Genomic DNA, 26098 nt, shown 5'->3' with positions numbered 1-26098 from the left:
TCCTTTTGGGAACTGGTATAATTCCCAATTCCTAATGGGCGTAAGCTGCCCACGGCGCACCCTAAATAATTAGGTTATTCGTCCAGGACTGAACTTGTAACTTTCAACTTCCAGTACCCGATACCGGATACCCAATTCCCAACTACCAATTACCAATTACCAATTACCAATTATCCATGACAATTGAAATCCAACCTTCAATTAATGTTAAAACGGCGATCGAAAGCCGGCGGGCCGCGCGCAGCTTCCAACCCGATCCGATTCCCCCAGCAATCTTGGCAGAGATTTTGCGATTGGGAGTGCGATCGCCCTCTGGTTACAACTTGCAGCCTTGGCGGTTTATCGTACTTCAAAACGCAGCCAGCAAAGAAAAATTAAAAACTTGCGCCTTCGATCAGCGCCAAGTGGTAGAAGCCCCAGTAGTATTAATCTGTTGTGGCGATCGGCGCGCCGGCAGCCCCGAAAACACCGAAGCCGTCATCGAATTGGGCAAAACCACAGGCGCAATGAATGACAATTTAGCAGGTTATATGCGACAAGCAATCCCGCAATTGTTCGAGAACCGTCCCTGCTTCGACTCCCTAGAAGCTTGGACAAACAGACATACAATGCTTGCAGTAGCCCACTTAATGATTGTGGCTAAAAGTTTTGGGGTAGACAGTTGTCCGATGGAAGGTTTTGTCAGCGCTAAGGTGAAAGAAGCCTTTCAAATCCCCGAAGAAGTAGATGTTTGCTGTTTGCTGCCGCTTGGTTATGCAGCCGCACCTTTCAAACAATATGGCGGGCGTTTTGACGTGACTCAAGTTTATTACAGCGAAAGTTATGGACAGGCTTTGCAAGCTGAGATTTGAGAGTTAAGATTTTGTGGCAACTTGAATTTTCCGAGTTAAGATTTGGAATGAATCGATGCCCAAGTTCAACCTAATCAAAAAACCCGACTGTTCTGCAATCTAAAATCTAAAATTCAAAATCTAAAATCGAAACTTGTGAGATAAGACAGAGGAGAAAATATGACAGCAGCAACGATCCAAAGCAACGCCCAACTTCTAGAAGTAAAATTGCAGCAACACTTGCAAGCAGCCGGATTTAAAAACTTACCGCTTTATATTAGTTGCGATTTTCGAGATGAATCTTTAACGGTTGTGGGAGAACACCCGCGCAGTTTAGTTCTCAAAGCCAAACCGACTTTTGCGGTGCTAGAAGCAGCAATTCTCGAAATAAAACCAGAATCTATTCAACAGATTGGACTTTGCCTAAAAATTACCGGGCAAAAACAGCCTTATGCTTTCCATTCTTTTACCATGCACAACCCTGTTTTGTCAAAACCAAAAACAGTGCTGTTGTTCAAAAAAACCGAGAATCCCCCTGCTGAAGAAACGGGGATAGTCTTAACAGAAAATGTGGTACAGACGGCGGATGTAGAGGAGGAGATACCGTTAGAAACAGATGAGAAAGATGCGTGGGATGAAGAATATTTCCCCAATTTTTCTGAGAGTTCCAGCAATTCCGATCCGATCGCCTTCAGCGTGCAAGCAATCCCGGCAGATATTGCAGACAATCCCTTCAATCCGCTGGATATGGAAGCGGTAACAGTTGCCCAAAAACCCAAGCAGTCACCGTTTGCGATGCTGGCTGCAGTAGGAATCATCAGTGTCGCGGCGCTAGTTTTGGCAGGCGGTTATTATATGCTGAGCCGCCCCTGCGTCATCGGAGAATGTAGTGCTTTAGCTAAGGCCAAACAGTTGAGCGAGAATTCGACGAAGACGCTGAAAACCTCAAAAGTTGCCAACAGCCCCCAAGAAGCGCAGAAACAGTTAAAACAGGCGATCGCCCTTTTGGAACCGATTCCCTCCTGGTCAATTCATCGCGGTGAAGCTCAAAGCGCCTTGGAAAGCTATCGTTCGCAAAATCAGAATTTAAACTCTGCGATCGATGCAGCGCGGCTCGCACAGTCAGCAGCCCAGAAAACCCAAAATCCGCCTTATTCTGCCGAGAAGGGGCAGGAAGCGCAAGCTCTGTGGCAAAGTGCGATCGCCGAACTCGGAGAAATCCCCGCAGACAGTCCAGTTTATCCGTTTGCTCAGAAAAAAAAGCAGGAGTACCGGAAGAATGTAGCAACTGGAAATCGGCAGTTAAGCACAGAGAAAACAGCGGAAAAAACGCTGCTCGCCGCCAAAAATACAGCCCAAATAGCAGAAGCTCGCGAAGCCGTAGCTCAGACAGCCGAGACTTGGGATCAAGTGCAATCAGGTTGGGAAGAAGCCCTCGTAATCCTATCAGAAATTCCCACGAACACGACATCTTACCAACAAGCTAAACTGTTAGTTCCCAAATACGAAACCAAACTTTCCGAAGCTCGCGAGCGCAAAAATGTCGAAGGAATTTCGGAAAATGCCTATACTCAAGCTGTGACTTTAGCAGCGGAAGCTCAAATTTTTGAGGGCAAAAACGCCTGGTTTAAAGCATCAGAATCCTGGCGAAGAGCTTTGAGTTACGCGGAGCAAGTGCCGGCGGCAACTGCCTATTCTCAGAAAGCCCAACCGCTGATCGCTTCCTACACAACTTCATTGCAGCAAGCAGAAGTAAAGTTGCAGGAAGAAAGGAACATGCAAAAAGCCCGTACTGATTTAGATAGAACTTGCAAAGGCAACCCCAAGATTTGCGACTATACTGTTAGCAAAGATTTGATTGCGGTGCAGATGACTCCAGGTTACGTGCAGAAACTCCAACAAACTTTCATTCAAGCAAACAACAACAATGCTGTGAAGACTCGCCAAGCTGTAGAAAACCACGTTCAAACGTTGCAAAAAGCTTTGGAGGCGATCGCCGAAAACGCCAAAATCCCGATGCAGGTGTACGATGGCGAAGGCAAGCGGATTGGGAGCCACGAACCGAAGTAGCCGGGATTTGAACATATTGTAGGGTTGGTTGACCGCGGCAATTCAATTAAGCCACCAATAGGTAAATATTTAACCGCGGCTAACCCAACAAATAGATTTTGGCAAGGGTATTGAGTTACTCCGCAATCAATCCAGCTTGAAAAACTTGTTGTGCCGTCAAATTCAACTCTGGAAAAGTTGACGACTCAATTTTATCATTTCCCCGAAACAAACTCACCTCATACTCGCCATCAACCAACTGATAAACCGATATCGTTGGTTGCTTGGGATTCCCGATAAACCTGCGGCCGCCCAAACCGAGATAATCCACAATCCAGTATTCAGGAATCCCGATTAGTTCGTATTCGCCTACTTTTTTGATGTAGTCATTTTGCCAGTTGGTACTAACTACTTCAATAACCAGCGGAATTGATGCTCCTTGAGTCACAGTAGAGAATTTTTGCCATAAAGGTTCTGATGCTAAGTTGGGGCGATTTAAGATCGGAATATCGGGCGAATAGGCTGATTCGTTTTCCGGCGGCTTAACTAATGCTTGTTTGGGGATGAAGTACGGCAGGTTTAGCCTGACAAATTCAAGAGTTAATTTCGAGGCTAAGAAACCGATAACTTCTTCATGTTTTCCCGGTGGCTGGGCTATTTCAATAATCCCTCCCTTGTGCAGTTCGTAACGTCGGTTTTCGGGTTTCCATTCCGCAAATTCTTCAAAAGTTACTGGTTGATTTGGAGTTTTAATCATGGTAAATTATCCCGATATCTTGTCCTATAAATCAATCATAATTATTGTAGGGGCGGGTTCACCGACAATCTTTAATGTCAGTCCTAGATTCCCTAAACCCGCCCCGACTAGATATTTATGTACAGATTATATGAGTTGTCAGTTATCAGTCATTTGGGCGGGGCGGGTTTATGAGATTTATCATTTTTATCGGAGATGTTGGTGAACCCGCCCCTACGATAATTCGGGTTAATTTATATTCTATCTGGTGTTCCCAATGCCCAATGCCCAATTCCCAATTACCATTTGATCAATTGTGCATCTTGATTAAAAAACTTCCGGGACAATCCCTCAGTCAACAGCAGAGTTGCGATTACAGTTGCCAGCGCTAACACAAACATAATCAAAATCTGGTAAGATGCTGCATCGAGAGGACTGACACCGCTCAGCATTTGACCTGTCATCATTCCCGGTAAAGTTACGATTCCTACCACCGTCATTGTATTTAAAAGCGGGATTAATCCAGCTTTTATCGCATCTTTGCGGTACTGCTTTACTGCTTGCTGCGGCGTCGAACCTAAACTTAAATGGGTTTCTATTTCTAACTGGCTGCTATTAACTGTACTGACAAGTCTTTCGCCCGCGATCGCCCCGGAGTTCATGGCATTGCCCAAAATCATACCCGCTAAGGGAATCAGGTATTGCGGTTCGTACCAAGGGTCAGGTTGCAAAATTAGCAAGTTTGTATAGGCAAGAGTCAAGGCCGTACTTATCAAAATTGAACCCCAAACTAAGGGCAGTAAGTTCTTGATTTTTTTGCTGATGCGGTTGCTGGCAACCATGCTAGCAGTTGTCAGCATGATTGCTAAAACTGCTAAAACCAGCCAAGGATTTTTCCCCTCCGGGTCAAATATAACTTCGAGCACGTACCCGACTAAGATTAGCTGGATCAGGGTGCGCCCCGCGGCGATCGCGATCGCCCCCTCCAATCCCAATTGCTGCCACGCCGAAAGCCCGATCGCGATCGCCACCATCCCCAAAGCCCAACCCAAATCAGTAAAATCTAGCAGAATTAACACCGGCCCACCCTTTCGATAATGTGATTGTTTGCCTGTCCAAATATAAGATATTTGAATAAAGGTTTCTGAGAAACAGTTTTGCTGCAAGAATTTGCTTTGATAATGCTTGAAATTTGTGGTGTCAAAAGTGAATAATGTTCCCCCCCTCGACTTAACCCGCCAATACGCGCTCCTTGGCGACGAAATAACCGCTGCGGTGCAAAAAGTGCTTGCCTCTGGCGGCTACGTAGGCGGCCCGGCCGTCAAGAGTTTTGAACGAGAGTTCGCCGACTACATCGGCGTTTCCGAGTGCGTTGGCTGCAACTCCGGCACCGATGCCTTGATTTTGGCCTTGCGAGCTCTCAAAATTGGCCCTGGCGATGAAGTGATTACCACTCCTTTTACCTTTTTTGCTTCGGCTGAGACAATTAGCGCCGTCGGCGCCACTCCAGTATTTGTCGATATTGACAGCGAGACTTTTAATCTGGATGTCGAGCTCCTCGAAGCGGCAATTACCGACAAAACCAAGGCAATTATGCCCGTCCACATCTTCGGCCAACCGGTAGACATGACTCGGCTGATGGAAATTGCGACTCGGCACAATTTAGCCGTAATTGAAGATTGCGCCCAGTCTGTCGGGGCCCAGTGGCAGTCTCGAAAAGTCGGCAGCATTGGCCATGTCGGCTGCTTCAGTTTTTATCCGACCAAAAACTTAGGCGCTTGCGGTGACGGTGGCGCGGTGACGACAAACGATCCAGCCCTCGCAGCTTCGATGCGAGTGCTCAAAGAACACGGACAGTCTTCTAGGTATTTCTACGAAGAAATCGGCTACAACAGCCGTTTAGATGCCCTGCAAGCGGTGATTCTCAGCATTAAATTGCGATATCTCGACAGTTGGAACGCGCAGCGACAGGAGAAAGCGGCACTTTACAGCGAATTTCTCTCCCGCGTGCCCGGAGTTGCCATCCCCAAAGAATTGCCCGAAGCAAAAGGAGTTTGGAATCAATACACGATCCGGCTGACAACTCCAGAAGACGCCCAAAATCCCTCTGGCAATTTTCGAGATTGGATGCGGGCTCAGTTGCAGGAAGCTGGCATCGGTTCGATGGTTTACTATCCGTTACCTTTGCACCTGCAACCTGTTTACAAATCTTTGGGTTATCAAGCAGGTCAGTTGTCAAAGGCTGAGCAAGTTTGTCGCGAAGTCTTGTCTTTGCCGATGTTCCCGGAACTGTCGAGGGATCAACAAGAGCGGACGATTTATGGGCTGAAAGATTGCTTGGCAAAGGCCGATCGCATCCGGTAGCTTTGGCGCGATGGCATCAGCGAGGGAAATGCAGGAGGAGAAAAGAATTGCAGGGTTGCAGTGGTGTGAGAATGTGCAGCGGTCAGTCGATTTTAGATTTTAGATTTTAGATTTTAGATTTACCCCACAGATAAATCTGGGATCTTGAACTAGGGTCTAAAATTTTTATCTCTCCACGACTTAAGTACGTAGCACGGTATCCGTTGTTGGGCTGGGTCAGGGAGAGCTGTTAAGTATTTTGACCGATCACTTGTACTTTTATGTACTATATTTAATGAAAAGAAACAAATTTAGGCTAGCAATCCGCCTCGAACGGGTGCATTTTCCGCTCGCCTAAAACTTGCAGTGCGATCGGTCAATGATGAAGAAGGAAGTTCGGCAACGGATTCGCTCGACGGATGTAACGGATTTCAGGAAGAGGGAAGAAGGAAGAGGGAAGAAGGAAGAAGGAAGAATAAAGAATAAAGAATGTTGGAACTTTCGACTTCTAATCCCCGATACCCGATGCCCGATGCCCGATGCCCGATGCCCGATGCCCGATGCCCGATGCCTGATGCCTGATGCCCGATGCCCGATGGCCGATGCCCAATTCTCAATTTAACCTGTAATTTTCAGAAGATAAGAGGAAAATAAACGAGTGCCTCAGTATCAATTCACTCAGGCTAGACGCTACGATCCACAAGCGATCGCTCAGTATTACCGCAAACGTCCTTGGAAAGCAATTTGGCGCGCAATTACCGTTATTTGGTCTTTTGCAGGCTTCGTTCTGGGGATGCTGTGGGACAGTTGGCAGCATGAAGTCGCAGCACACCAGCCGGAACGGGCCACCCACCTACGACAAATACTTACTCGCTTGGGCCCCACTTTCATTAAAGTCGGCCAAGCCCTTTCTACCAGACCGGATTTGATCCGCAAAGACTTTCTCGAAGAATTGATCAAACTTCAGGATCAATTGCCGCCGTTTGACTCGGTGCGCGCTTTCGAGATTATTGAAGCGGAACTCGATCGCAAAATTAGCGAAACTTACAGCGAAATCTCCCCCGAACCTGTCGCCGCAGCAAGTCTCGGTCAAGTCTACCGAGCTCGCCTCCTCACCGGGGAAGCAGTAGCAGTCAAGGTTCAGCGACCGAATTTGCTGCCCGTATTGAGCCTTGACCTTTACTTAATGCGCTGGGCCGCTGGATGGTTGGGCCCGTTGCTGCCGCTGAATCTCGGTCACGACCTTTGTTTGATCGTCGATGAATTCGGTATCAAATTGTTCGAGGAAATTGATTATATCAATGAAGGCCGCAACGCCGAGAAATTTGCGACAAATTTTGCCGACGACCCGACAGTAAAAGTTCCGAGCATTTACTGGCGCTATACTTCAAATTGCGTTCTGACTCTTGAATGGATTGACGGCATCAAGCTGACAGATATGGAAAGTGTTAAAGCCGCAGGTTTGGATACCGATAGTTTAATTGAAGTCGGAGTCCGCAGCGGTTTGCGGCAGTTGCTGGAACACGGATTTTTTCACGCTGACCCCCATCCGGGAAATCTGTTTGCCTTAGCGGACGGCCGCATGGCTTACATTGATTTTGGGATGATGGATCAGATGGAAGAAACAACTAAAGAAACTTTGGTTGATTCTGTCGTTCATTTGATCAACAAAGATTACTTACAATTAGCGAAGGATTTTGTCAAACTTGGCTTTTTGACTCCAGATACAGATATTATGCCGATCGTCCCGGCGTTGGAATCTGTACTGGGTGATATCGTCGGCGAAAAGGTGTCAGATTTTAACTTCAAGACGATTACAGACCAGTTTTCGGAGTTGATGTACGATTATCCTTTCCGGGTGCCGGCGAAATTTGCCTTAATTATTCGCTCTCTGGTGACAGAAGAAGGTTTGGCCCTGACGCTGAATCCGAATTTCAAGATAGTCGAGGTGGCGTATCCTTATGTAGCGCGACGTTTGTTGAACGGAGAATCTCCGGCTCTGCGGCGGCGTCTGATTGAGGTATTATTCAAAGATGGCAAATTCCAGTGGAACAGGTTAGAGGACATGATCGCGATCGCCCGATCGGATCGCAGTTTCGACTTGCTCCCCACCGCCCAACTAGGCTTGCAATTTTTGCTGTCCGAGGAAGGCTCGTTTTTGAGACGCCAGCTAATGTTAGCTTTGATTGAGGACGATCGAATCCACACCGAAGAAGTTCGCAGCCTGTGGAACTTAGTCAAGGAAGATTTGCAGCCCAGTCGCCTGTTCAACGTTGCTCTAGGCGCTTTGACGGAGTTTTCCACAGCAGGGGCAGCCGCGCTAACTCGATTTTAATTAGAAGGAAGTTCGGCAACGGATTCGCTCGACGGATGTAACGGATGTCAGGAAGAAGGAAGAGGGAAGAAGGAAGAGGGAAGAAGGAAGAAAAATAATTCTACTCTTGCCAATTCCCAATTCCCAATTCCCAATTCCCAATTCCCAATTCCCAATTCCCCATTCCCAATTTCCAATTACCCAAATTAAGGAATTATTCGTGTATTATTTTCCAGAACCTCCCTATTTTTTAATGTCGGCTGGATTACTAGCAGGTATGGCTTCCGGCGTAGCATTTGAAGCAACTCTCAAACAATCCGTACAACAATGGTCTAAAAATCGTTCTACTCGCACCTTGGCTAACCTGCCAAGGCTGCAATTGGTCATACCTTTTCTGGGAATGGCGGGCGGTATTTGTGTATTTTTAGCTTCGGGGATGGAGATTTTTGGCTTCCCCAAACTACTTTGTTATGCCCTAGCTTTGCCACTGACGGTACTCACTGGCTGGCTAGTTTGGACTCAGCTAGGTAAGCTTTTGATCGAGTTAGAACGCGGAGGTTCCCAAGCGCTGGATTTAGATTCTTTTGAACAATGAAAGTTAACTATCAACCTCTTTTTATCAGAAGGAAGGGGGTTGATAGTTATCTAGGATTATCCTATTTGATGCTTTTTGAACCGCAGAGAACGCAGAGAACGCAGAGGAAGACAAAGAAGAAGATGACAAGTTAGGCAATAATTTGTGTAAAATTTTTAAAATCTAAAATCTAAAATCTAAAATCGAATGAGTATTTTAATTGTTACAGGTGCGGCGGGATTTATTGGCTCTAACTTAGTAGAAACTCTTTTAAATCGAGGGGAGACGGTAATTGGTGTTGATGAGTTCAACGATTATTACGATCCGGATCTCAAGCGCAAGAATATTGCTCGCTTTGAAAAGTATCCGGGTTTTGAATTGGTGGAAGGCGATATTTTGTCTCTAAATTGGCGTGGTCTTTTATCTGATGCTAAGGTGATATTTCATCAGGCGGCGCAAGCAGGAGTTCGTGCTAGCTGGGGCGACGGTTTTCGCAGCTATACGGAACGCAATATTAACAGCACTCAAGTATTGTTAGAAGCGGCAAAAGATGCGCCAAGATTGCAAAAGTTTGTCTATGCTTCTTCTTCTTCAATTTACGGCAATGCTGAATCTTTTCCCACGAATGAAAACGCTTGTCCGCAGCCGGTTTCTCCCTACGGAATTACGAAGTTAGCCGGTGAACGTTTGTGTGGGCTTTATTACAAAAATTTTGGTCTTCCGACTACTTCCCTGCGCTATTTTACTGTTTACGGGCCGAGACAGCGCCCCGATATGGCTTTTCACAAGTTTTTTAAGTCGATTTTGTTTGATGAGGCGATTTCTATTTTCGGCGACGGATTGCAAACGCGGGATTTTACGTTTATCAGCGATTGCGTTGCGGCGAATTTAGCGGCGGCTGAGGTTCCTGAAGCTGCGGGGGAAGTTTTTAATATTGGTGGGGGAAGTCGGGTGGTTTTGAAGGAAGTTATTGATACAATACAAAGGATTGTCGATCGACCTATTCGCATAGATTTTACCGAAGCTGCGAGGGGAGACGCGCGGCACACTAGCGCAGATGTGTCTAAAGCCAAGAAAATCTTAGGTTATCAGCCGCAGGTTTCTCTAGAAGAAGGATTGAGGCGCGAATGGGAGTGGATTCAGTCTTTGTACAGTTAGATACTATTTATCCCCAAAATTCCGCAACTTAAATTGAACATTATTAAGTTTTCTCATTCCCCAACTTTTGAGATTTCTCCCCAAGCGAACCAACACATTTGGAGGCACGAGTTTTGGCTGTGTTTCCGACGAATTCAAATAGCGGTAATGCAGAAATACATCTCGGTAAGGAATCTCCACATCTTCACCAGCACACAAGCGAGTAAACTTTGCAGCCGAAATACTCATGTAATGCAAATAAGTAAGCCGCCGTCCTTTATCATATAAAACATCATCTATCACATCAAATTGAGAAGACCAATGATTTCCCGTTACCTGTTCGGGTTCAGCATATGCAAAGTTGTAAAAAGATATTTTGCTGCGGGCGACTAAATAGTTAAGTAAAGATTGGTCAGCCCCCCGCAAAGACATAATTTCCGCCTCTCCTGATGTTAATTTTTCTAAAAATTGAGAGCAATTATTTCGATTTAAAACCCCCGCTTTTGACGCAAACCAACCCGCACAAAAAGTATGAGATTGCAGTCCGTCAATATTTAAAATTTGAGGTAATTTGGGGGAGGACAAATCAAATATATAATTGAGGTCGGATTTGTATTGAAAATCGTTTGCTACCCAATCAAAATCATCAAGTTTTTGATAAATATAATCTAGAGAACCCATTAACAGAGTGTCTGCATCAAAATAGATAAATTTATCAAAAGGGCCGTCGAAACAACATAATTTTCGGTGCATTTCCAAACATTGAACTGGTTCCCAACCTTGAGATTTCCATACTTTTTGAGCTTTTGCATGAGTTTTCCAAACTTGAGTCGCAAAGTCTTCCCATAAAATGATGGAATCGGTATTTTCAAACAGGGTGACATGAGGACGAGTTGCAATTTCTACTTGCACTTTTTTCATTCTGTCATCATAGGGAATGATGCAAACAGGAATATTTTTTGCCCCGTTGACTTCGAGACTGTTCAATAAAGCGACTAAGTGGTCGAAAACAACATCGTTTGCCAGAATATAAATGCCATCAGTCATCGGATTTTAGATTTTAGATTTTAGATTTTAGATTGAAGAATTATACTCATTCAAACCTTGTTTGGCATCAAAAACACCACCAAATTTAGGAATTGTGGAACAAGCATCTTGCCTGTTATTCAAACCTTGTTTGGCATCAAAAACACCACCAAATTTAGGAATTGTGGAACAGGCATCTTGCCTGTTCTTCCAAGCTTGTTTGGTGTCAAAAACACCACCAAATTTAGGAATTGTGGAACAGGCATCTTGCCTGTTCTTCCAAGCTTGTTTGGTGTCAAAAACACCACCAAATTTAGGAATTGTGGAACAGGCATCTTGCCTGTTCTTCCAAGCTTGTTGATAATGATACAACATATGAGTTTATCCTCACCTACTGAAAGCCAGAAATATTTTTTGCACTAAATTTGGTTTTTCCTCATTGAGATAACGATAATGTTTCCAAAGTTGCCAATAAGGACTACCCGATTTAATCGGTATTCCAGCCCAGTGAATATATTTTAACCTTTTGCCTTTGTCATAAAGAACATAATCTATTTCTTGAAAATGTTTAGAACCAGCCCAGCTTCCAGGTTCGGTTGCTGAATCTTTAACCAGGTTGCAGCGTTTGGGAATCAGTTTAAGAATGATATAATTTAGTATAGGTTGATCGGTGACATTTTGAGTAAAGTCAAAATATTCTCGATGCTGCGAACATTCTTGCAAAATTTCATACATTTGCGATTCTGTAATCGTTCCTTTTCTCGAAGCCCAAAAGCCGCTGTTGAATACATCTTGAAGCTGTGAGTCTGTAAAGATATTTTGTTCTTTTACAGCGGGTGAAAATACATTTCGCAGTTTTTCGCTGAGGTGGTGATAGTCGCAGCAAAAAAAGTCTACTTCTGATAGTTTGTTTAAGTTGGCTGCGATATCTTCAAAGACGATGATATCGGTATCGATGTACAGAAATTCGTCAAGGGGGCCAAACCAGGCGGCGAGTTTTCGCATTTTGTTGGGGAGGGCTAAAAAGTTGCGATCGAACATTTGGCCAATTTCTCTGGTAAACTGTTCCACAAACTCCAGATTTGGGAACAATTGCACACCGTGGAGACTGCTGAGTGCGGCTGCGACTTGCTGATAATTGTCGTCGAAGGGAATCAGAAAAACAGGTACTTGACAATTGTACAGACGTATGCTGTTTAGAAGGGCGATCGCACTTTCGATCACCTTATCATTCGCAACAATATAAATACCGCGATTCATACATTTATCCTCAACCTTCTCAATACCCTGGTTAACAAATTCGCCCCAGAAACCTCAGTATAAGACTTGGGCGCTTGGGCAAAAATCGGACGCTTTGACGGTTCGCGGAGATAGCGGTAATGCAGGAACAAATCGCGATAGGGAAACTCAATATTTTCCCCCGCACAAACTCTCCGAATTAAATCCGGCGGCACACCAATATAATGAATGTAAGTAAGTCGGTTTCCCTTGTCGTACAAAATCTGATCTTGCTCTTCAAAATGTTTAGAAGTGACACTGCACCCAGTTTTTTCGCCATCCGGGAGGCTATAAGCAAAATTATAGCTATTCATCCCCGTTTTCATCACCATATAATTGAGCAACGGCTGTTCTCCCGCACCTTTATAGAGAATTTCCGCCTCGCCCGATTGCAGTTGAGCTAACAGCCATTCCCTAGTATCTTGCTCAAACAATCCTTGCTTGCTGGCGTAAAATCCCGAACAAAATATTTCCGAGTCTATCCGATTTTGCTCAAAAACTTCGAGCAGTTTCGGCGACTTAATATTGTATACTTTAGTTGGAGCTCGAAATTGAAAATCATAAACCACAAAATCCGATTCCTCTAACTTCTGAAAAACCGCATCAAGGGAATTCATCACCAAAGTATCCGCATCCATATAGATAAAATTTTCAAACGGGCCGTCGAAAGCGCAAAAGCGCCGATGTGCGCCGTAAAGCCGGAATTTTTTGCGATTCAAACGCTCTGGTGCGGCTGCTTGCATGAATTTATCCCATCGCTGGATTGATGCGCTATCTTCATAAATAAAGACGTTGGGACGGTTGACAATTTCTGCTTTGATTTGCTCTATTTGGTCGTCGAAAGGATAAATACAGACGGGAATAGTTGAGCCTAAGATAACTTCAATACTGTTGAGCAAGGCAATTAGTTGGTCGTAAACTGTATCGTTGGCTAGCGTGCAAATTCCATTCATATATAGTTGCTCAATTATATCGTGTCCGCTCGATTAATCACGATTTAAAGCTTTCAAATAAAAGTCTATCGGCATCGGGCAAAAATGACAAGACATAAAAATCATCGCCGGATACTACAAACCGAAAACGAGAGACTACGCTAAAACACAAGCCACGCGAAAACCAACGTCTATAGCCCGGAAGCTAGCCGAATATCTAAGACGAGTGGCACTGCGGCAATATACCGCAGAATATTCCCAGGAACCGCCACGCTGCATACGTTTATCATTTGCGCCAGTTTCCCAAGAACTTCCGTCAGTTGGTGCACCGTTATAGTTTTCGTGCCAGGTATCGCTGCACCACTCCCAAACATTGCCGTGCATATCGTACAGTCCAAAGGCATTGGGGGTAAAACTCCCGACATCCGTTGTTTCTCGGCTGCGATGATAAGAGTCTGTGGGGGGAGCGTTTGCGTAGGCAGGGTATTTGTCATGGTTGACTAATTCTATGGTAATGGTTTCCCCAAAATGAAATGGCCCTGTTGTACCCCCACGACAGGCGTATTCCCATTCTGCTTCACTCAGGAGGCGATATTTTTTCCCGGTTTTTTCTGAGAGTTTGTCGCAGAATTTGACGGCATCTTGCCACGACACACCTATTACAGGACGTTTTTCACCTTTGACAACCGATGGATTTTTTTCCATCACTGCTCGCCACTGTGCTTCGGTGATGGGATACTTACCAGCAAAAAAAGCGGGTACTTTTACTTGATGCTGCGGACTTTCCCTCTCTTTTCTACCTTCTTCTGTTTCTGGCGAACCCATCATAAATACCCCGTCGGGAATCGATACCATTTCGAGCACAACTGAGTTCCCTAAGTCTTCAGGGAAGAAGCGAGCAAAGAACTGACTACGGCTGTTTTCCTTTCCTGTAGCATCGACTGCGATAACATCAAATTCAAAAGAGCTACGTAAATGTTGTTGAATCTTCTCCTCATCTCTATTTCTCAGCAGCGAATAGGCGGCAAACTTCACCGCCATTGATCCATCTTGCAGTGCCCCAATTATTAAATCTAAACCTGCATCTCCATATTTGAGCGCTTCAGATAGTGCAGCAATTTTTACCTCAAGAATCGGTGAAGCCAAACGACTCTTAACGCCGGGAATCCCACCTAAAACAGCAGCACCTATGGGGGGAGGATTTTGACCGCCGAGTACGGCATCGTATTCTCTGGGTTGATTTTGGTTTTCTGTCATGGCGCTATTTCCTAAGATGCAAAGTTAGACAGCCAATTGAGCAAGTTTAATTCGTGGAGAATGATTTGTCTGGCTTCAGCAATTTTTTCCCTCGCTTCATGCCAATAATCCGGCGTAGCTACAACCTCTTTAATAAATTCTACTCCTTTCTCATCCAAACTCGGCAGCCGCAGAAAACTCCCCGCCGGCAACAACTTATCGGCCGCCGAACCGCCGTAATAAATTGGCAAACACCAAGCTAACAAAGCATCCCAAAGCTTCTCGCTGACATACCAATCGTTTTCGGCATAATTTTCAATAGCTAAGTTGTAATAGTATGGTGCGACGGCGTGCCATTTATTGTTCATAGTGCCGTTTCCGCGCGCCCAAGTTGGCAAGTTTCGCCCGTAAAGGTCAAAGTCTAATTCTTGTGCTTGCAGCAATTTGATAAAGTCTAATCTGTGGCGGTGATTGGCGGTGCGGCTAACACCTGAAGTAATCCAAGAACAGGATTTAGTTTTCGGCGGCGCCGGCATTTCATCTAGTTCTCGAAACGAGTTAGAGTGATACCAAATCGCGGGCATATAATCGGGTTTTGGTGCGAAATCGTCTGGCCCGGAAACGTAACCGCAATAAAGTTTGGCTTGTTCGTAGTTGGCTTTGGTAATTTCAATAACTTCTGGTAATGGTGGCTCGCGGATTAGGTAAATTATGCGTTCCTTGGGGACACCGCGCAATTTTTCTCGAATGTCGTTTTCGGGATTTTTGGGGCTTGGACGGCGGATTTTGTCGAGCCAGGATTGCTGTTTTGGCGATCGGGGAAAGTCGAATTGATACATGAGTAAAAAGTCTGGTTCTGGGTGGTGGGCGAGCATTTGAATATTTCCCCATTTGCCGAAGTTGTGGGGGGTTTGTTGCCACAGCCAGTCGCTTTGACTCATCCCTGGGTAGGTGGTGATTGTGCCGATAATTTTTGGGTTCATAATTAGTAGTATGTAGGGTGCGTCAGCTTGGGTGATTTTCGCAATAATTGATAATTTAAAAGCTGACGCACCGCACAGTTAATGGTGCGTCAGTTTTGATAATTTTATCAATTGTCTGTCGCCTGCGGACTGACGCACCCTACCAATGACTCATCCACATAACCCATAATTTTCTGTATCCTATTTTCCCAGGAAAATTGCTTGACAAAATTCAATGTTTCTGCATAACCTTCGCTTTTCCTCGGATATTTTGTTAAACAATCTCGAATGCTTTGCGCGAAATGGTGCGGGTTATCCGGTTCGCACCAAGTTGCTGCTATATTTCCCGATTTAAATTCCATTAAAGACGCAATCTCCGTCGCTACAATCGGGGTTCCCGATGCCATGTAATCAAAGAATTTTAAAGGAGATGTGAATGTCGCGGCTTCTGTCAAACAGTGCGGGTGAGTCAAAACATCGGCTGCTTGCAGCAAGCTAGCTAGTTGATTTTGAGGGAGGTAGCCGAGAAATTTAATGTTGTTAACTTGCTTGGATTTGGCTAATTGCTGGTAGGCTGTTACTTGGGATGAATCACCGCCGGCGATCGCAAATTGAACCAGCGGCAATTCCTTAGCCACATCCACCAACATATCGACACCTTTAAACGGGTAAAGTCCCCCTGCATAAACTGCTAAATGCCGTCTGTCATCTTCTAATAATTGCTGTCGCCAATTCTGGGCTGCTTCTGTTTGTCTCGCGAGAAACAAATGGTTAAAACCATTGTGCAGTGTAATTACTTTTTCCGGCGGCATTCCATTCTTAATCATGCTGTCTCGGACAGTATGGGCAACAGTTACGGAAATCTGAAACAGAGGATTGCGGATAATTTCTGATTCAAATTGCTTGTTTTCATGGTGATGCTGTTCATAGATAGCGGGAATTCCGTTTTTAATTGCTGCTTTGACAAAGTTCCAGTCGCGGGTGTGGACAATTTTAGTGGATTTAAGCAGGTGAATCGGTAAGTAGTATTTTGATACTATTGTACTGGAACTCGTCCACTTGCTGTCGCAAAGGTCGATCGGCCACGGCATCGGTAAATCTGCTACTTTTAATTTATCTTGAATATTGTAAATTTTGGCAAGTTTGTCATCGGGTTTCCTGGGTTGAAAAGGAAAAAGCCAATCAACTGGATTCAAAGCACTCCAGCCTTTGCGGAGATATACCAAAACTGCTGGTAAACCGAGATTTGCTGCGGCATTGGCAGAGTGTGCAACTTGAACTAAGCTTGCTACATTGGGTTGCGGCAAGATATTTCTGGTAAAAAATACATAATATTTAGACATGGTAATTGGTAGTTAGTAAATGGTAATATCATGTCCGATCGATTGACCGCGATTAAAGGCCGGGGCGGGTTTACAGATTTTCCCGTTTTTATTCAATATCTTGGTGAACCCGCCCCTACAGGAATCATGGTTAATTGACCGGACATGATATAATTGGTAATTGGTAATTGGTAATTGGTAATTGTTGACTGTGCAGACTGTTGACTAATGACTACTTTTTAACTGCCTGACGCTTAATAGTATTTTCTATAAATTCTAAAGTAGTGAAAATATTAGCAGCAGAATGAAATGATTCTCTGATTAATTCGTCTCTTTCTTCGGGAGAGTCTACCATTTCATCTACTAGCAATTTGAGGTAAGCTATCATGGGAGTCAGGCGGGTGCGAATTTCGTAAGAACCTCTAATTAGAGCTTCATCGCGAGCGGTTTCTTCGGCAAATTGCACTGAATACAAGCGAGTGTAGTATCCTCCTTTTGCTAGCAATTCTTCGTGGGAACCCATTTCTACTACTTGCCCGCGATCGATCACGGCGATTTTGTTGGCTTTTTGGACTGTGGAGAGGCGGTGGGCGATGACTAAGGTGGTGCGATCGCAACTCAATTTCTCGATCGCCGCTTGTACGTACCTTTCCGAAACCGTATCCAGCGAACTCGTTGCCTCATCTAAAATTAAGATTTCCGGGTTTTGCAGCAGGGCTCTAGCAATTGAAATTCTCTGACGCTGCCCTCCCGATAAAATCACGCCCCGATCGCCAATTTGAGTATCCAACCCCTCCGGCAACAGTTGGATAAACTCGTAAGCATTAGCTCCCTTCGCCGCTTCCACAATTTCTTCCTCAGTCGCTTGAGGCCTAGCGTAAGCAATATTTTCGCGCACTGAAGCATTAAACAAAAACGTATCTTGGCTAACAATACCCATCGCTTGTCTGAGACTTTTCAGCTCAAATTCGCGCAAATCTCTACCATCGATCGAGATATGACCTTCAGTTGGATCGTAAAATCTCGGCAGTAAATCTGCCAAAGTTGATTTGCCAGAACCCGAAGTTCCTACCAAAGCTAAAGTAGTGCCGTGAGGTAGAAATAAATCAATTCCTTGCAGAACTAAATTCTTGTGATTGGGATAACTAAAAGATATTTTATTAAAATGAATTCCCGATCGCAAATGAGTGTAAGGCACAGAACCGTTCAGCATAAATGGCTTGTCCTCGCAGCTCAAAAAATCATTAACCACCTCTACACTAGCCGACGTATTAGCAAATTGACTGCGCCCGCTATTCAACTGTGAAATTAAAGGAATTAACCTAAAAAGTACCAATAAGTAGGTTAATAAAATTGTAGCAATAGACTCTATCTCATTCGCAAATATGGTGCGGCCTATAAATACAATCAGAATTATAACTATCAAATTAACAACTTCGTTAATTGGGGCGATCGCCGCATAATTTACCTGAGCCTGAAAATCCGCTTGTTCTCGCCTTTGAATTAAATACTTGATCCGCTGATACTCCCTTTCCTCGTTCCCAGTTGACTTGACGAGCCGAATCCCCGTAATGGTTTCCAGCACCCTAACCGAATAATCTTTCGACATTTCAGAAAGCAGGTGGCCAAAATGCTTGGAACGGTTAATAATATATTGATTTGCCCAAGCAACTAACGCCAGCAAAACTGTAGCTGTCACCGTCAGTTTCCACGAGATAGAAAGTAGCAGGCCCAGAAACACCAAAACCGTGATTGACGTAGTAAACATTCCGATGGCCGTACCAACTGCACTAGCAGTCCGACCAATCTCTCCGCCCAATCTATTAATTAAATCCCCGACTTTTGTTTTAGAGTAAAAATCTAAATCTACTTCTAACAACAACCGCAAACCTGCTTCTCGCAAATCAAAAGTCAGAGAGCGCGTCAGAGAAGTAGCTACTAAAGTATTGATATAACTCGCAACATTTTTTAAAAAAATTGCCAGCACAACCGCCCCGGTCATCAACATTAAACGCTGATTTCCGGGCATTCCCTCAAAGGGATACATCAAAGTTTTAATTAGAGGTGGAGCACCCCGCAGCTCGATAGTTTCCTCTAAAAAACTTAAAAGCACTGGTACAATCAGAGTAGTGCTGATACCGTTGAATAAAGCGCCAGAAAAGCCCAGCATCACAGTTAAGAGAATCCTGCCGGGATATCGTCTGGCAAATTTTAGGAGTAGCTTATTGGCAGACATGAAGCATTCCCAGCTAAACAGTACGGCATCTTAAAATATTCTTTAATAACAGCCAGCTTTTCTTCCTCCATTGAGTCGTTTTAAAATAACATTTACATACCTGCGATTATCTCTGAAAGTATCGGTTTCATTGCTTGAATACTATATTTTTTCACACATCTTTCCCTAGCTTTCATTCCTTGTAAATTAGCCGCTGTCAAATTTTGAAATATCCATTGAATTTTTTGTGAAATTTGAGCGAGAGAACTCGGATCGACTAAATAACCCGTTCCTCCTAAAATTGATGGAATATCCCCCACTCGCGTAGATAAAACAGGCTTAGCCATTGCCATACCATCTGTCAGCTTGAGCGGAAACTGAGCCACGGCTGTGAGAGTTTCTCGCTGAGGAACAACGACAACATGAGCCGCCGCTACAACCGACGGCATCGTCTCCACTGGAAACCTTGGCAGTTTAATAATCCAACGTCCCCATTGTTTCACAAGTTTATCATCATAATCATCATAAGGACTCCCGCCGACGATCGCTAATTTTAAATCGGGTTCATTTAACTGTTCGAGGGCCATCAAAACATCCTCAACACCTTTGTGAGGTCGCGGCGCACCGGGAAACATTAAGATTCTATACCCGGACAAGCCGTAACGCTGTCTGCTCAATTCAGGATTGTATTTAGCAGGGTCGAACATTGCAGTATCCTTACCATTAGGCAAATATACACCACCAAAACGCTGTTGTAAAAACTCAGTATCAACGGTGACTGCATCCGCACGGTGAATGAGACCTTCCATCCACTTGAGATAGAGGGGATGATCTGGTTCTCTCAATTGACCGTTATGTTTAAAAATATCTCGATAAAGTTGTTTGAAAGAGGGACGGTATTGCCATTCATCTCCCCCGTACCAGCTCAGTTCCCAGTCGTCTATATCTAAAATTATAGAGTGGCGAGTCGCCAGTTTTTTTAGCAGTGATAATCCAAAGCTTGTAGGTTTAGGTTTAACTGCATAAATAATATCCCCATCTATTTTTTTCCAAAGTTTTTGAGCATCCATTAAAAACCCCGGATAATTTTTCCCCGGTATCGCACATACCGGGATGTCTCTGGGAGGAGTAGCGTACAATTCCTTGCCAAACTGAAATCCAACAACTTCTACATCACATTTAAGCTCTATCAAGACTTGAGCTAATAAAAAAGCACGAATTGCACCTCCTCCTGACAAATCGCTCACTACTAATGAAACTTTCACTGAGTATTTTGTTTAAAACATTTGTTTAATTTTCCTGCTTAACCGAGCTTTTGTCAAGGCGATGGGGACTCACGCACTCCCGACCAAAGCAACCAGGTTTTTAACCACGGGAAAGGGCAGCAACGCGTCTTTTGGTAAAAAAACACAATAATGAACCCAAGACTGTTATTCAAGCCAGCAATAATTCTTCTAGGTAAATTTTCGGATATGTTGAGGCTAATTTTTTTGTGTTTGGGCAAAACTTTGTTGCTTTTGATGCAGTTTGCCAACAAACTTTAATTATTTTAAACGCCAGGGATTGTTAAGTTGATTTGGTAAAAATATTTTAGCCGTGCGATCGACTATTCTAGTAAAGAGCGATCGCGTCACGTTCTTCGCGTACTGAGGGCGGTAAGGATAAGTGCAGTGCATTACTTTAATCGGTTTGTCGATCGTATAAACATCTTTCCACTTATCCAAGTAGTTGTAAACCGGGGACAAAGTTGTCATTTTCGGTTTCACTGATTCAACAGCCGCCGCAAAAGCTCCCTGGTCTTTCAACAGTAGCACATTTTGATGCGCCACTACCATCTCGAAATATTTCTTAAAGTTTATAAACAATTCCTGAGTTTTACTGCTTTTCGTAAAACCGATAAATCCGCCATTGTATTGAACGCTATTTTCATTTAGCGGCAACCCGACAGACTGCAAAGTTGACAGAATATCCTGCTTGACTCTTAATAAATTTGCAGCTTTAGCAATCGCAGGCTGCACATCTTCTGTTATCAGCAAATCTACTTCATCAAGATAGTCAAAAACTTCATATATTGGCGATAGCAAACAAATATCGCAGTCCAGATAAATAGTTTTCTCAAAAGGAGATTGTTGATACAAAGCCAGCTTAGCTAGCCGCGACGCTAAAACAGGATTTTCGTGAGACGGTGCAGGTTTCAATATGACATTTCCAAACACCTGAAGTAAAGGATATAAAATTAGAGGGACTCTATCTATTAAAATAATAATTGGTTCGCGGTGAAACTTCCTGACTGAAGCTAGAAAATGTATGCAGTCTTGAAATGAGTACAATCCAATTAAAATGGTGATAAATCCTCTATACATCTCTTTTCTCTAGCGATAGTAAAAATTGAAATTTAATAAGGCAATTAACTGTGTTTTTAATAACCTATAGAGATATTGCCAATGCTCAAACTGCAATTTATCCCAAACTTTATCCCAAAAGGTTCTTACTTGATTTTTTTGCCAGTCCCAATGAGCAAAAGAATGCTCCATACTTTGAGCGAGTTCCTGCCACCCGTCATTACGAATATTCCACCCAACTTTAGCAGTTGCTAACCCAATGGGATTACCGTCTTTTGTTTTGACTTTTTGCACTTCAAAAAATCTTCCAATCTTTCCCCATTCTTGAATAAACTGAATTTCTTTCCCATTGTCTCTCGCAATTACGAACAAATTTTCTTGAACAAAACTTACAGGTTCCAATGGTATTTCTAGCTTTTTTGCTAATTTATCAATTGCCTCTTTTCTACCTGGCAAAGATTGATTAGGTGGATGTTCTAGAATGGGAATAAACCCTTTACAAGTAATTCCTGACATCCATTCTCTCTCCGGCACTTTTCCTATGATTCTTGTATCTGCATCCACAAAGATTGCCACTCGGAATAATTCTAAGGCTTTTTTTAGTGCAAATCGTTTATCATTATAACAATAATCTACACCTTCGCGACTTTTTTTAAAAGCGAAAACATTCGTCAAATTCTGAAAGTCATTTGGGTAGTCAGTACAAACAACTAGCATCGTCCCTAGAGAATGAGTTTCTAAGTCTGCTGCTAGTTGTTTGGCTAATTCGCAATACTTTTTCCCAAAAGCTAAGGTGCAAAAACAAAAATCTTTGTGACTGTTTAACATTATTTTAGACTCAATTTTTGCACTTTTTTTATTTGACTTTATGCTAAGTGTGACGCTTTTGATGCCACTGCCAAGCATGGGAGATAATATCCTTAATGTCGGGATATTCTGGAGACCAACCCAAGATTTCGATCGCCTTTTTGCTGCTGCCAACTAAAGCAGGCGGGTCTCCTGGACGCCGATCGCACTCAACAGCCTTAATCTCTTTTCCAGTCACTTGGCGAGCCGTTTCTATCACCTCTTTCACCGAAAACCCGCCCCCATTGCCCAAATTAAAAAAATCTGATTTGCCACCATTTAGCAAATATTCTAATCCCAAAATGTGAGCAGATGCCAAATCGTTAACGTGAATGTAATCCCGAATGCAAGTACCGTCAGGAGTATCGTAATCCGTGCCAAAAATCGCGATCGAATCTCGTTTACCCAAAGCCGCGAACAACACCAGCGGGATCAGGTGAGTTTCTGGATTGTGATCCTCTCCTAACAACCCGTTCGGGTCAGCCCCAGCCGCGTTAAAATAGCGGAAACAAACAGACTTGAAATCATACGCAGCGTCAAAATCCGACAAAATCCGTTCTACCATTAACTTAGTAGCACCGTAGGGATTGATCGGGTTTTGCGGGTGGTCTTCTGTGAGCGGGATTTTCTGCGGTACACCGTAAGTCGCGCAAGTAGAAGAAAACACAAATTTCTTCACGTCAGCAGCGATCATTGCTTCCAAAAGCGTAATAGTGCCGATGACATTGTTGCGATAATATTTAGCTGGGTCGGTAACAGATTCGCCCACGTAAGCGTAAGCCGAAAAGTGCATTACCGCATCAATCTTGTGCGTAGCAAACAAGTTATCGAGAAGAGTGCGATCGTTCGTGTCGCCAACTACCAACTCCACCTGCAAAGCCCGATCTACTAAATCTCTGTGACCGTAAACTAAATTATCCAAAATCACCACACCATAACCGGCGTTTTTCAGCGCTAATACTGCGTGAGAGCCAATATATCCAGCTCCGCCCGTCACCAAAATAGTTGGTTTGTCTGCACTCATTTTATTCTGCCTGTTTTTGTAGCTGGGATTGCTAAGAGCCTTGTTAATTTGAGACTGCCACAACTGACGCCTTCACACTCCGCGTGAGCCGGAGAATTCAAGCGAAATATATAGGCTTTGCTGTGCCCGACGGGACGATCGCACTCCTAAAAAACGCTTTTTATACTCCAGATAGATGCTGACTGTGCAAGTCTTTGTTTTCAATCGATAAACTTGAGGCGACCAATTTGGATATAATCAAATATCCGATTGATTTGATGTCGATCCTCTTCTGAAATTTTATCATCTGACAGGATAGCCGAAGTCAAAACTAAGTGTTCCCTGCGAGTTATCTTACCAGACGCTACAATCCGATCGACTTTTTGAGAAATTGTTAAGTTTGATTTGTTGTGAGATGTTCGCATTTATTCGATCGCTTTTATGCCAAAATAGTTAAAGCCGATTGTAGTTATTGACTCAAAAATGGTGCGTACTCGACCGCAAATCAATTTGCTGGCACAGCAGAAATAACGTATCCGAGTTTTACATCCCAAGTTTTACATCCCAAGTTTTACATCCCAAGATAGATATGCGGACTTAATAAATCTGCAATCAGCCTTCGGATAGCGTTCAGAGTAACTTAATTATATAATATTTTTCCGAGAGAGGCACTTTTCTATGCAGGTTTATCGGCTTCCGGTACTGTCCGACAATTACATTTTTTTACTGCACGACCCCGATCGCCACACCGCAGCAGTCGTCGATCCAGCACGATCGCAGCCAGTATTAGAGCAACTGCGATCGCTCGGAGCCGAATTAACCGCAATTTTCATTACCCACCACCACAGCGACCACGTAGGCGGCAATCAGGAACTGATCGATCGCTTTCCCCAAATTAAAGTTTATGGTGGCGCAGAAGATAGAGGCAGAATACCCGGACAGCAAGTGTTTTTACAAGCGGGCGATCGAGTTTCTTTCGCCAACAGAACCGCCGAAGTCTTCTTCCTACCCGGCCACACAAAAGCTCACATCGCCTACTATTTCCCCCCCAGCAACCCCAGCGAAACCGGCGAATTGTTTTGCGGCGACACCTTATTTGCCGGCGGCTGCGGCAGGCTCAAAGAAGGCACTCCCGCCCAAATGTTAGCCTCTCTGGCGCAACTGCGAAACTTGCCCGATAGTACGAGAGTCTGGTGCGCCCACGAATACACGCTGAACAACCTGCAATTTGCCTTGAGTGTGGATGGCGACAATCCCGATTTACAGCAGCGCTTCGCCGAAGTCAAGGAAGCGCGCAGTCGATCGCAACCTACAATACCATCATCGATCGGCATCGAAAAAAGCACAAACCCATTTTTGCGCTGGGATTTTCCCAACCTCCAATCAGCCACCAACACCTCCGATCCAGTGCAAACCTTCGCTCGATTGCGCGGCATGAAAGACCAATTTTGACCCCCTCGCATCCAGGATACCCGCCACGTGATTCATCTCGCGCAAGTCAATGCTTCAATTCTAAAATCTAAAATCTAAAATCTAAAATTGATTGACCTTAACGTTTTTGTTTCTTCAGGTAACTCTTAAACTTGGTTGTCGGTTCCCTCAACCACTGGCCAAATGCTCTGTATTTTATCTTAAATCTCGACAACCAATTAAAATTCTTGGGAATTTTTTCCACTTCGTCCTTAAACGGTGTCTGAGACAACATATCGAGCCATAATTGATTGGGGGTTGAGCTTTCCCACGGTTTCGGTCTTGACATAAAGTGCATCACTTTACTTGACATATCATCAGTCTTGTGGTTGTTCCAGATTTGGTCTAATTGCTTCCACCTTCCCGCTAAAACAGAATTTAATGCACCCTGATCGTGATCCCCCCAAAGGTTTAATCGAGCGTTTTCCATCAACTTTTCGGACAGTTGCTCTTCCTCCCAAAGCTTCATGTTGTAAACTAAAACACCCGTATTGAAATAAGGGTTTCGATCTTGAGAATTGTTCGTATTTCCCCAGACATTGGGTGCGGCTGCTATCGGCATTGTTTGAAGATCGAGGTTCCACAGTGGATCTAAACTTCCCAGAACGATCGTGTCGCTGTCGAGCCAAATCAGCCTTTCTGTTTCCTTGGTATATTTTTCAGGCTGCAATTTAACGTAAGCAAGTTTAGAACCTGACAGAGAAAGAAGTTGGTCGTAACTAGATTGCAATTCTTGCCATTCAATCTGGTATTTGCAGCAATTCTGTAACTGTTCCTTTTGCTGTGGAGCTATGCCGGTAGATACAATGGTAATTTTTACCTGCTCCTGTCCCGATTTACTAACATTCAAATCTATAGACTTAAGAAGTGCTGCCAACCCCAGAATATAGTTGCGATCGCCGGCGGTGAATATGTGCATAGGATTAAGTTTGTGAAATTAACAAAGGTAAAAGGCGCGCGGTCAAACTTGACACAAACGTCGGCACGGGAGGAAGCAGGCTGCCCTGTATTGGGTAAATACGATCGCCCGTTTACCGTTGAGACGAACAGAACCTTGCCTAAATTTACCATCTGGTTTACGCAAAGAAACCGGGTTTTTAAGTAGGTAGGCGCAAATAAAGTTTACCACAATGTAACAGAAGGTAACGCGGGCGTAACCAGAGCGATTGCTTCGTTTCACTCGCTGCAAGAGAGGGCTTATTTATTTTCCAGCTTAATCTACTTATTTATCTGTGTGCAAGTGCCATCTGTTCGCGCGAAAACCAGCAACAGCAATGGGTAATATGCAGCAACACGGAAAACTGATGAGACGGACTAACCTGGCATTTGAAACAGCCAGAAAATTCCCCGTCGCCTCTGCCGAATCCCGCAAATGGTTCAGACGTGGGACTCTACGATAAAATAAATTGTCTAGATATCGATATTATTACCGCAGAACGATCGACATCCATCTTAGGTTTGAAGTGTCACCCTGCTCAAGTCA

At 44.1% G+C, this 26098-nt stretch carries 23 protein-coding genes; 7 read left to right on the top strand and 16 right to left on the bottom strand.

Translation table 11 applies throughout. The features are described 5' to 3' along the window. The first annotated feature begins 176 nt into the window (after positions 1 to 176). Positions 177 to 851, top strand: a complete 675-nt coding sequence (locus QT984_RS20630) for a nitroreductase family protein (RefSeq protein WP_333053808.1) — start codon at positions 177 to 179, stop codon at positions 849 to 851. Between the two features lie 159 nt (positions 852 to 1010). Then, positions 1011 to 2900, top strand: coding sequence for a hypothetical protein (locus tag QT984_RS20625; RefSeq protein ID WP_333053809.1), 1890 nt, complete (start codon positions 1011 to 1013; stop codon positions 2898 to 2900). Positions 2901 to 3015: 115 nt separating this feature from the next. Here the strand turns inward: QT984_RS20625 and QT984_RS20620 are convergent, their stop codons facing one another. Together QT984_RS20620 and QT984_RS20615 are read right to left on the bottom strand one after the other, a co-directional pair. Beyond that, on the bottom strand, positions 3016 to 3636 hold the full coding sequence (locus tag QT984_RS20620) for a Uma2 family endonuclease (protein WP_333210332.1): 621 nt from the start codon (positions 3634 to 3636) through the stop codon (positions 3016 to 3018). Between the two features lie 278 nt (positions 3637 to 3914). Continuing rightward, positions 3915 to 4694, bottom strand: coding sequence for an ABC transporter permease (locus QT984_RS20615; RefSeq protein ID WP_333053811.1), 780 nt, complete (start codon positions 4692 to 4694; stop codon positions 3915 to 3917). Between the two features lie 127 nt (positions 4695 to 4821). Between QT984_RS20615 and QT984_RS20610 the strand changes: the two genes are divergently transcribed. The 4 genes from QT984_RS20610 to QT984_RS20595 all read left to right on the top strand — a co-directional run bounded on the left by QT984_RS20610 (position 4822) and on the right by QT984_RS20595 (position 10004). After that, complete coding sequence (locus QT984_RS20610; RefSeq protein ID WP_333053812.1) at positions 4822 to 5979, top strand: DegT/DnrJ/EryC1/StrS family aminotransferase; 1158 nt, start codon at positions 4822 to 4824, stop codon at positions 5977 to 5979. 637 nt (positions 5980 to 6616) lie between these two features. Further along, positions 6617 to 8293: an AarF/ABC1/UbiB kinase family protein gene (locus tag QT984_RS20605; protein WP_333210330.1), complete on the top strand. Its 1677-nt coding sequence runs from the start codon at positions 6617 to 6619 to the stop codon at positions 8291 to 8293. Positions 8294 to 8399: 106 nt separating this feature from the next. Beyond that, positions 8400 to 8867: a hypothetical protein gene (locus QT984_RS20600; protein WP_333374800.1), complete on the top strand. Its 468-nt coding sequence runs from the start codon at positions 8400 to 8402 to the stop codon at positions 8865 to 8867. A gap of 186 nt (positions 8868 to 9053) precedes the next feature. Further along, complete coding sequence (locus QT984_RS20595) at positions 9054 to 10004, top strand: NAD-dependent epimerase/dehydratase family protein (RefSeq protein WP_333053814.1); 951 nt, start codon at positions 9054 to 9056, stop codon at positions 10002 to 10004. 3 nt (positions 10005 to 10007) lie between these two features. On the opposite strand, the gene QT984_RS20590 is transcribed toward QT984_RS20595, so the two are convergent. The 13 genes from QT984_RS20590 to QT984_RS20530 form a co-directional block, all read right to left on the bottom strand. Then, positions 10008 to 11030 carry an Npun_R2821/Npun_R2822 family protein gene (locus QT984_RS20590; RefSeq protein ID WP_333053815.1) on the bottom strand — a complete coding sequence of 341 codons (1023 nt, stop codon included), beginning with the start codon at positions 11028 to 11030 and terminating at the stop codon, positions 10008 to 10010. Positions 11031 to 11057: 27 nt separating this feature from the next. Next, complete coding sequence (locus QT984_RS20585) at positions 11058 to 11384, bottom strand: hypothetical protein (RefSeq protein WP_333374798.1); 327 nt, start codon at positions 11382 to 11384, stop codon at positions 11058 to 11060. 12 nt (positions 11385 to 11396) lie between these two features. Continuing rightward, on the bottom strand, positions 11397 to 12269 hold the full coding sequence (locus tag QT984_RS20580) for an Npun_R2821/Npun_R2822 family protein (RefSeq protein ID WP_333053818.1): 873 nt from the start codon (positions 12267 to 12269) through the stop codon (positions 11397 to 11399). Next, entirely contained in the window at positions 12266 to 13240 is a 975-nt protein-coding gene (locus QT984_RS20575; RefSeq protein WP_333053819.1) for an Npun_R2821/Npun_R2822 family protein, read from the bottom strand. The genes QT984_RS20580 and QT984_RS20575 overlap by 4 nt, the downstream gene beginning before the upstream one ends. Before the next feature lie 135 nt (positions 13241 to 13375). After that, entirely contained in the window at positions 13376 to 14476 is a 1101-nt protein-coding gene (locus QT984_RS20570; protein WP_333053820.1) for a formylglycine-generating enzyme family protein, read from the bottom strand. An 11-nt stretch (positions 14477 to 14487) separates the two neighbouring features. Then, the gene (locus QT984_RS20565; RefSeq protein ID WP_333053821.1) at positions 14488 to 15438 is read right to left on the bottom strand and encodes a glycosyltransferase family 10 domain-containing protein; all 951 of its coding nucleotides are present in this window, start codon (positions 15436 to 15438) and stop codon (positions 14488 to 14490) included. A gap of 107 nt (positions 15439 to 15545) precedes the next feature. Beyond that, on the bottom strand, positions 15546 to 16760 hold the full coding sequence (locus tag QT984_RS20560) for a glycosyltransferase family 4 protein (protein ID WP_333374796.1): 1215 nt from the start codon (positions 16758 to 16760) through the stop codon (positions 15546 to 15548). A gap of 211 nt (positions 16761 to 16971) precedes the next feature. Beyond that, positions 16972 to 18975, bottom strand: a complete 2004-nt coding sequence (locus tag QT984_RS20555; protein WP_333053823.1) for an ABC transporter ATP-binding protein — start codon at positions 18973 to 18975, stop codon at positions 16972 to 16974. A 92-nt stretch (positions 18976 to 19067) separates the two neighbouring features. Continuing rightward, positions 19068 to 20219, bottom strand: coding sequence for a glycosyltransferase family 4 protein (locus tag QT984_RS20550; protein WP_333053824.1), 1152 nt, complete (start codon positions 20217 to 20219; stop codon positions 19068 to 19070). Between the two features lie 279 nt (positions 20220 to 20498). Further along, positions 20499 to 21317, bottom strand: a complete 819-nt coding sequence (locus QT984_RS20545) for a hypothetical protein (RefSeq protein WP_333053825.1) — start codon at positions 21315 to 21317, stop codon at positions 20499 to 20501. A 9-nt stretch (positions 21318 to 21326) separates the two neighbouring features. After that, entirely contained in the window at positions 21327 to 22202 is an 876-nt protein-coding gene (locus QT984_RS20540) for a hypothetical protein (protein WP_333313290.1), read from the bottom strand. Then, complete coding sequence (gene galE, locus QT984_RS20535; RefSeq protein WP_333053827.1) at positions 22168 to 23166, bottom strand: UDP-glucose 4-epimerase GalE; 999 nt, start codon at positions 23164 to 23166, stop codon at positions 22168 to 22170. Before galE ends, QT984_RS20540 begins: the two co-directional genes overlap by 35 nt. 200 nt (positions 23167 to 23366) lie before the next feature. Beyond that, a complete protein-coding gene (locus QT984_RS20530) occupies positions 23367 to 23570 on the bottom strand; it encodes a hypothetical protein (RefSeq protein WP_190659093.1) in 204 nt (67 codons plus the stop codon). A gap of 253 nt (positions 23571 to 23823) precedes the next feature. Between QT984_RS20530 and gloB the strand changes: the two genes are divergently transcribed. Then, the gene (gene gloB / locus QT984_RS20525; RefSeq protein WP_333313287.1) at positions 23824 to 24597 is read left to right on the top strand and encodes a hydroxyacylglutathione hydrolase; all 774 of its coding nucleotides are present in this window, start codon (positions 23824 to 23826) and stop codon (positions 24595 to 24597) included. A 97-nt stretch (positions 24598 to 24694) separates the two neighbouring features. On the opposite strand, the gene QT984_RS20520 is transcribed toward gloB, so the two are convergent. Then, a complete protein-coding gene (locus QT984_RS20520; protein WP_333053829.1) occupies positions 24695 to 25534 on the bottom strand; it encodes a glycosyltransferase in 840 nt (279 codons plus the stop codon). Between the last annotated feature and the right edge of the window lie 564 nt (positions 25535 to 26098).

It is taken from the genome of Microcoleus sp. Z1_B2, assembly GCF_036700325.1.
GTDB lineage: Bacteria > Cyanobacteriota > Cyanobacteriia > Cyanobacteriales > Microcoleaceae > Microcoleus.
Note: the sequence above shows the minus strand (reverse complement) of the source record. Positions and strands in the feature narration are given on the sequence as shown.

Coding starts and splice junctions, on each gene's coding strand:
- QT984_RS20625 (WP_333053809.1), top strand. CDS start 1,011: ATGACAGCAGCAACGATCCAAAGCAACGCCCAACTTCTAGAAGTAAAA.
- QT984_RS20585 (WP_333374798.1), bottom strand. CDS start 11,384: ATGTTGTATCATTATCAACAAGCTTGGAAGAACAGGCAAGATGCCTGT.
- QT984_RS20595 (WP_333053814.1), top strand. CDS start 9,054: ATGAGTATTTTAATTGTTACAGGTGCGGCGGGATTTATTGGCTCTAAC.
- gloB (WP_333313287.1), top strand. CDS start 23,824: ATGCAGGTTTATCGGCTTCCGGTACTGTCCGACAATTACATTTTTTTA.
- QT984_RS20565 (WP_333053821.1), bottom strand. CDS start 15,438: ATGAACCCAAAAATTATCGGCACAATCACCACCTACCCAGGGATGAGT.
- QT984_RS20540 (WP_333313290.1), bottom strand. CDS start 22,202: ATGCTTGGCAGTGGCATCAAAAGCGTCACACTTAGCATAAAGTCAAAT.
- QT984_RS20630 (WP_333053808.1), top strand. CDS start 177: ATGACAATTGAAATCCAACCTTCAATTAATGTTAAAACGGCGATCGAA.
- QT984_RS20555 (WP_333053823.1), bottom strand. CDS start 18,975: ATGTCTGCCAATAAGCTACTCCTAAAATTTGCCAGACGATATCCCGGC.
- QT984_RS20590 (WP_333053815.1), bottom strand. CDS start 11,030: ATGACTGATGGCATTTATATTCTGGCAAACGATGTTGTTTTCGACCAC.
- QT984_RS20575 (WP_333053819.1), bottom strand. CDS start 13,240: ATGAATGGAATTTGCACGCTAGCCAACGATACAGTTTACGACCAACTA.
- QT984_RS20620 (WP_333210332.1), bottom strand. CDS start 3,636: ATGATTAAAACTCCAAATCAACCAGTAACTTTTGAAGAATTTGCGGAA.
- QT984_RS20520 (WP_333053829.1), bottom strand. CDS start 25,534: ATGCACATATTCACCGCCGGCGATCGCAACTATATTCTGGGGTTGGCA.
- QT984_RS20570 (WP_333053820.1), bottom strand. CDS start 14,476: ATGACAGAAAACCAAAATCAACCCAGAGAATACGATGCCGTACTCGGC.
- QT984_RS20530 (WP_190659093.1), bottom strand. CDS start 23,570: ATGCGAACATCTCACAACAAATCAAACTTAACAATTTCTCAAAAAGTC.
- galE (WP_333053827.1), bottom strand. CDS start 23,166: ATGAGTGCAGACAAACCAACTATTTTGGTGACGGGCGGAGCTGGATAT.
- QT984_RS20560 (WP_333374796.1), bottom strand. CDS start 16,760: ATGTCTAAATATTATGTATTTTTTACCAGAAATATCTTGCCGCAACCC.
- QT984_RS20545 (WP_333053825.1), bottom strand. CDS start 21,317: ATGTATAGAGGATTTATCACCATTTTAATTGGATTGTACTCATTTCAA.
- QT984_RS20580 (WP_333053818.1), bottom strand. CDS start 12,269: ATGAATCGCGGTATTTATATTGTTGCGAATGATAAGGTGATCGAAAGT.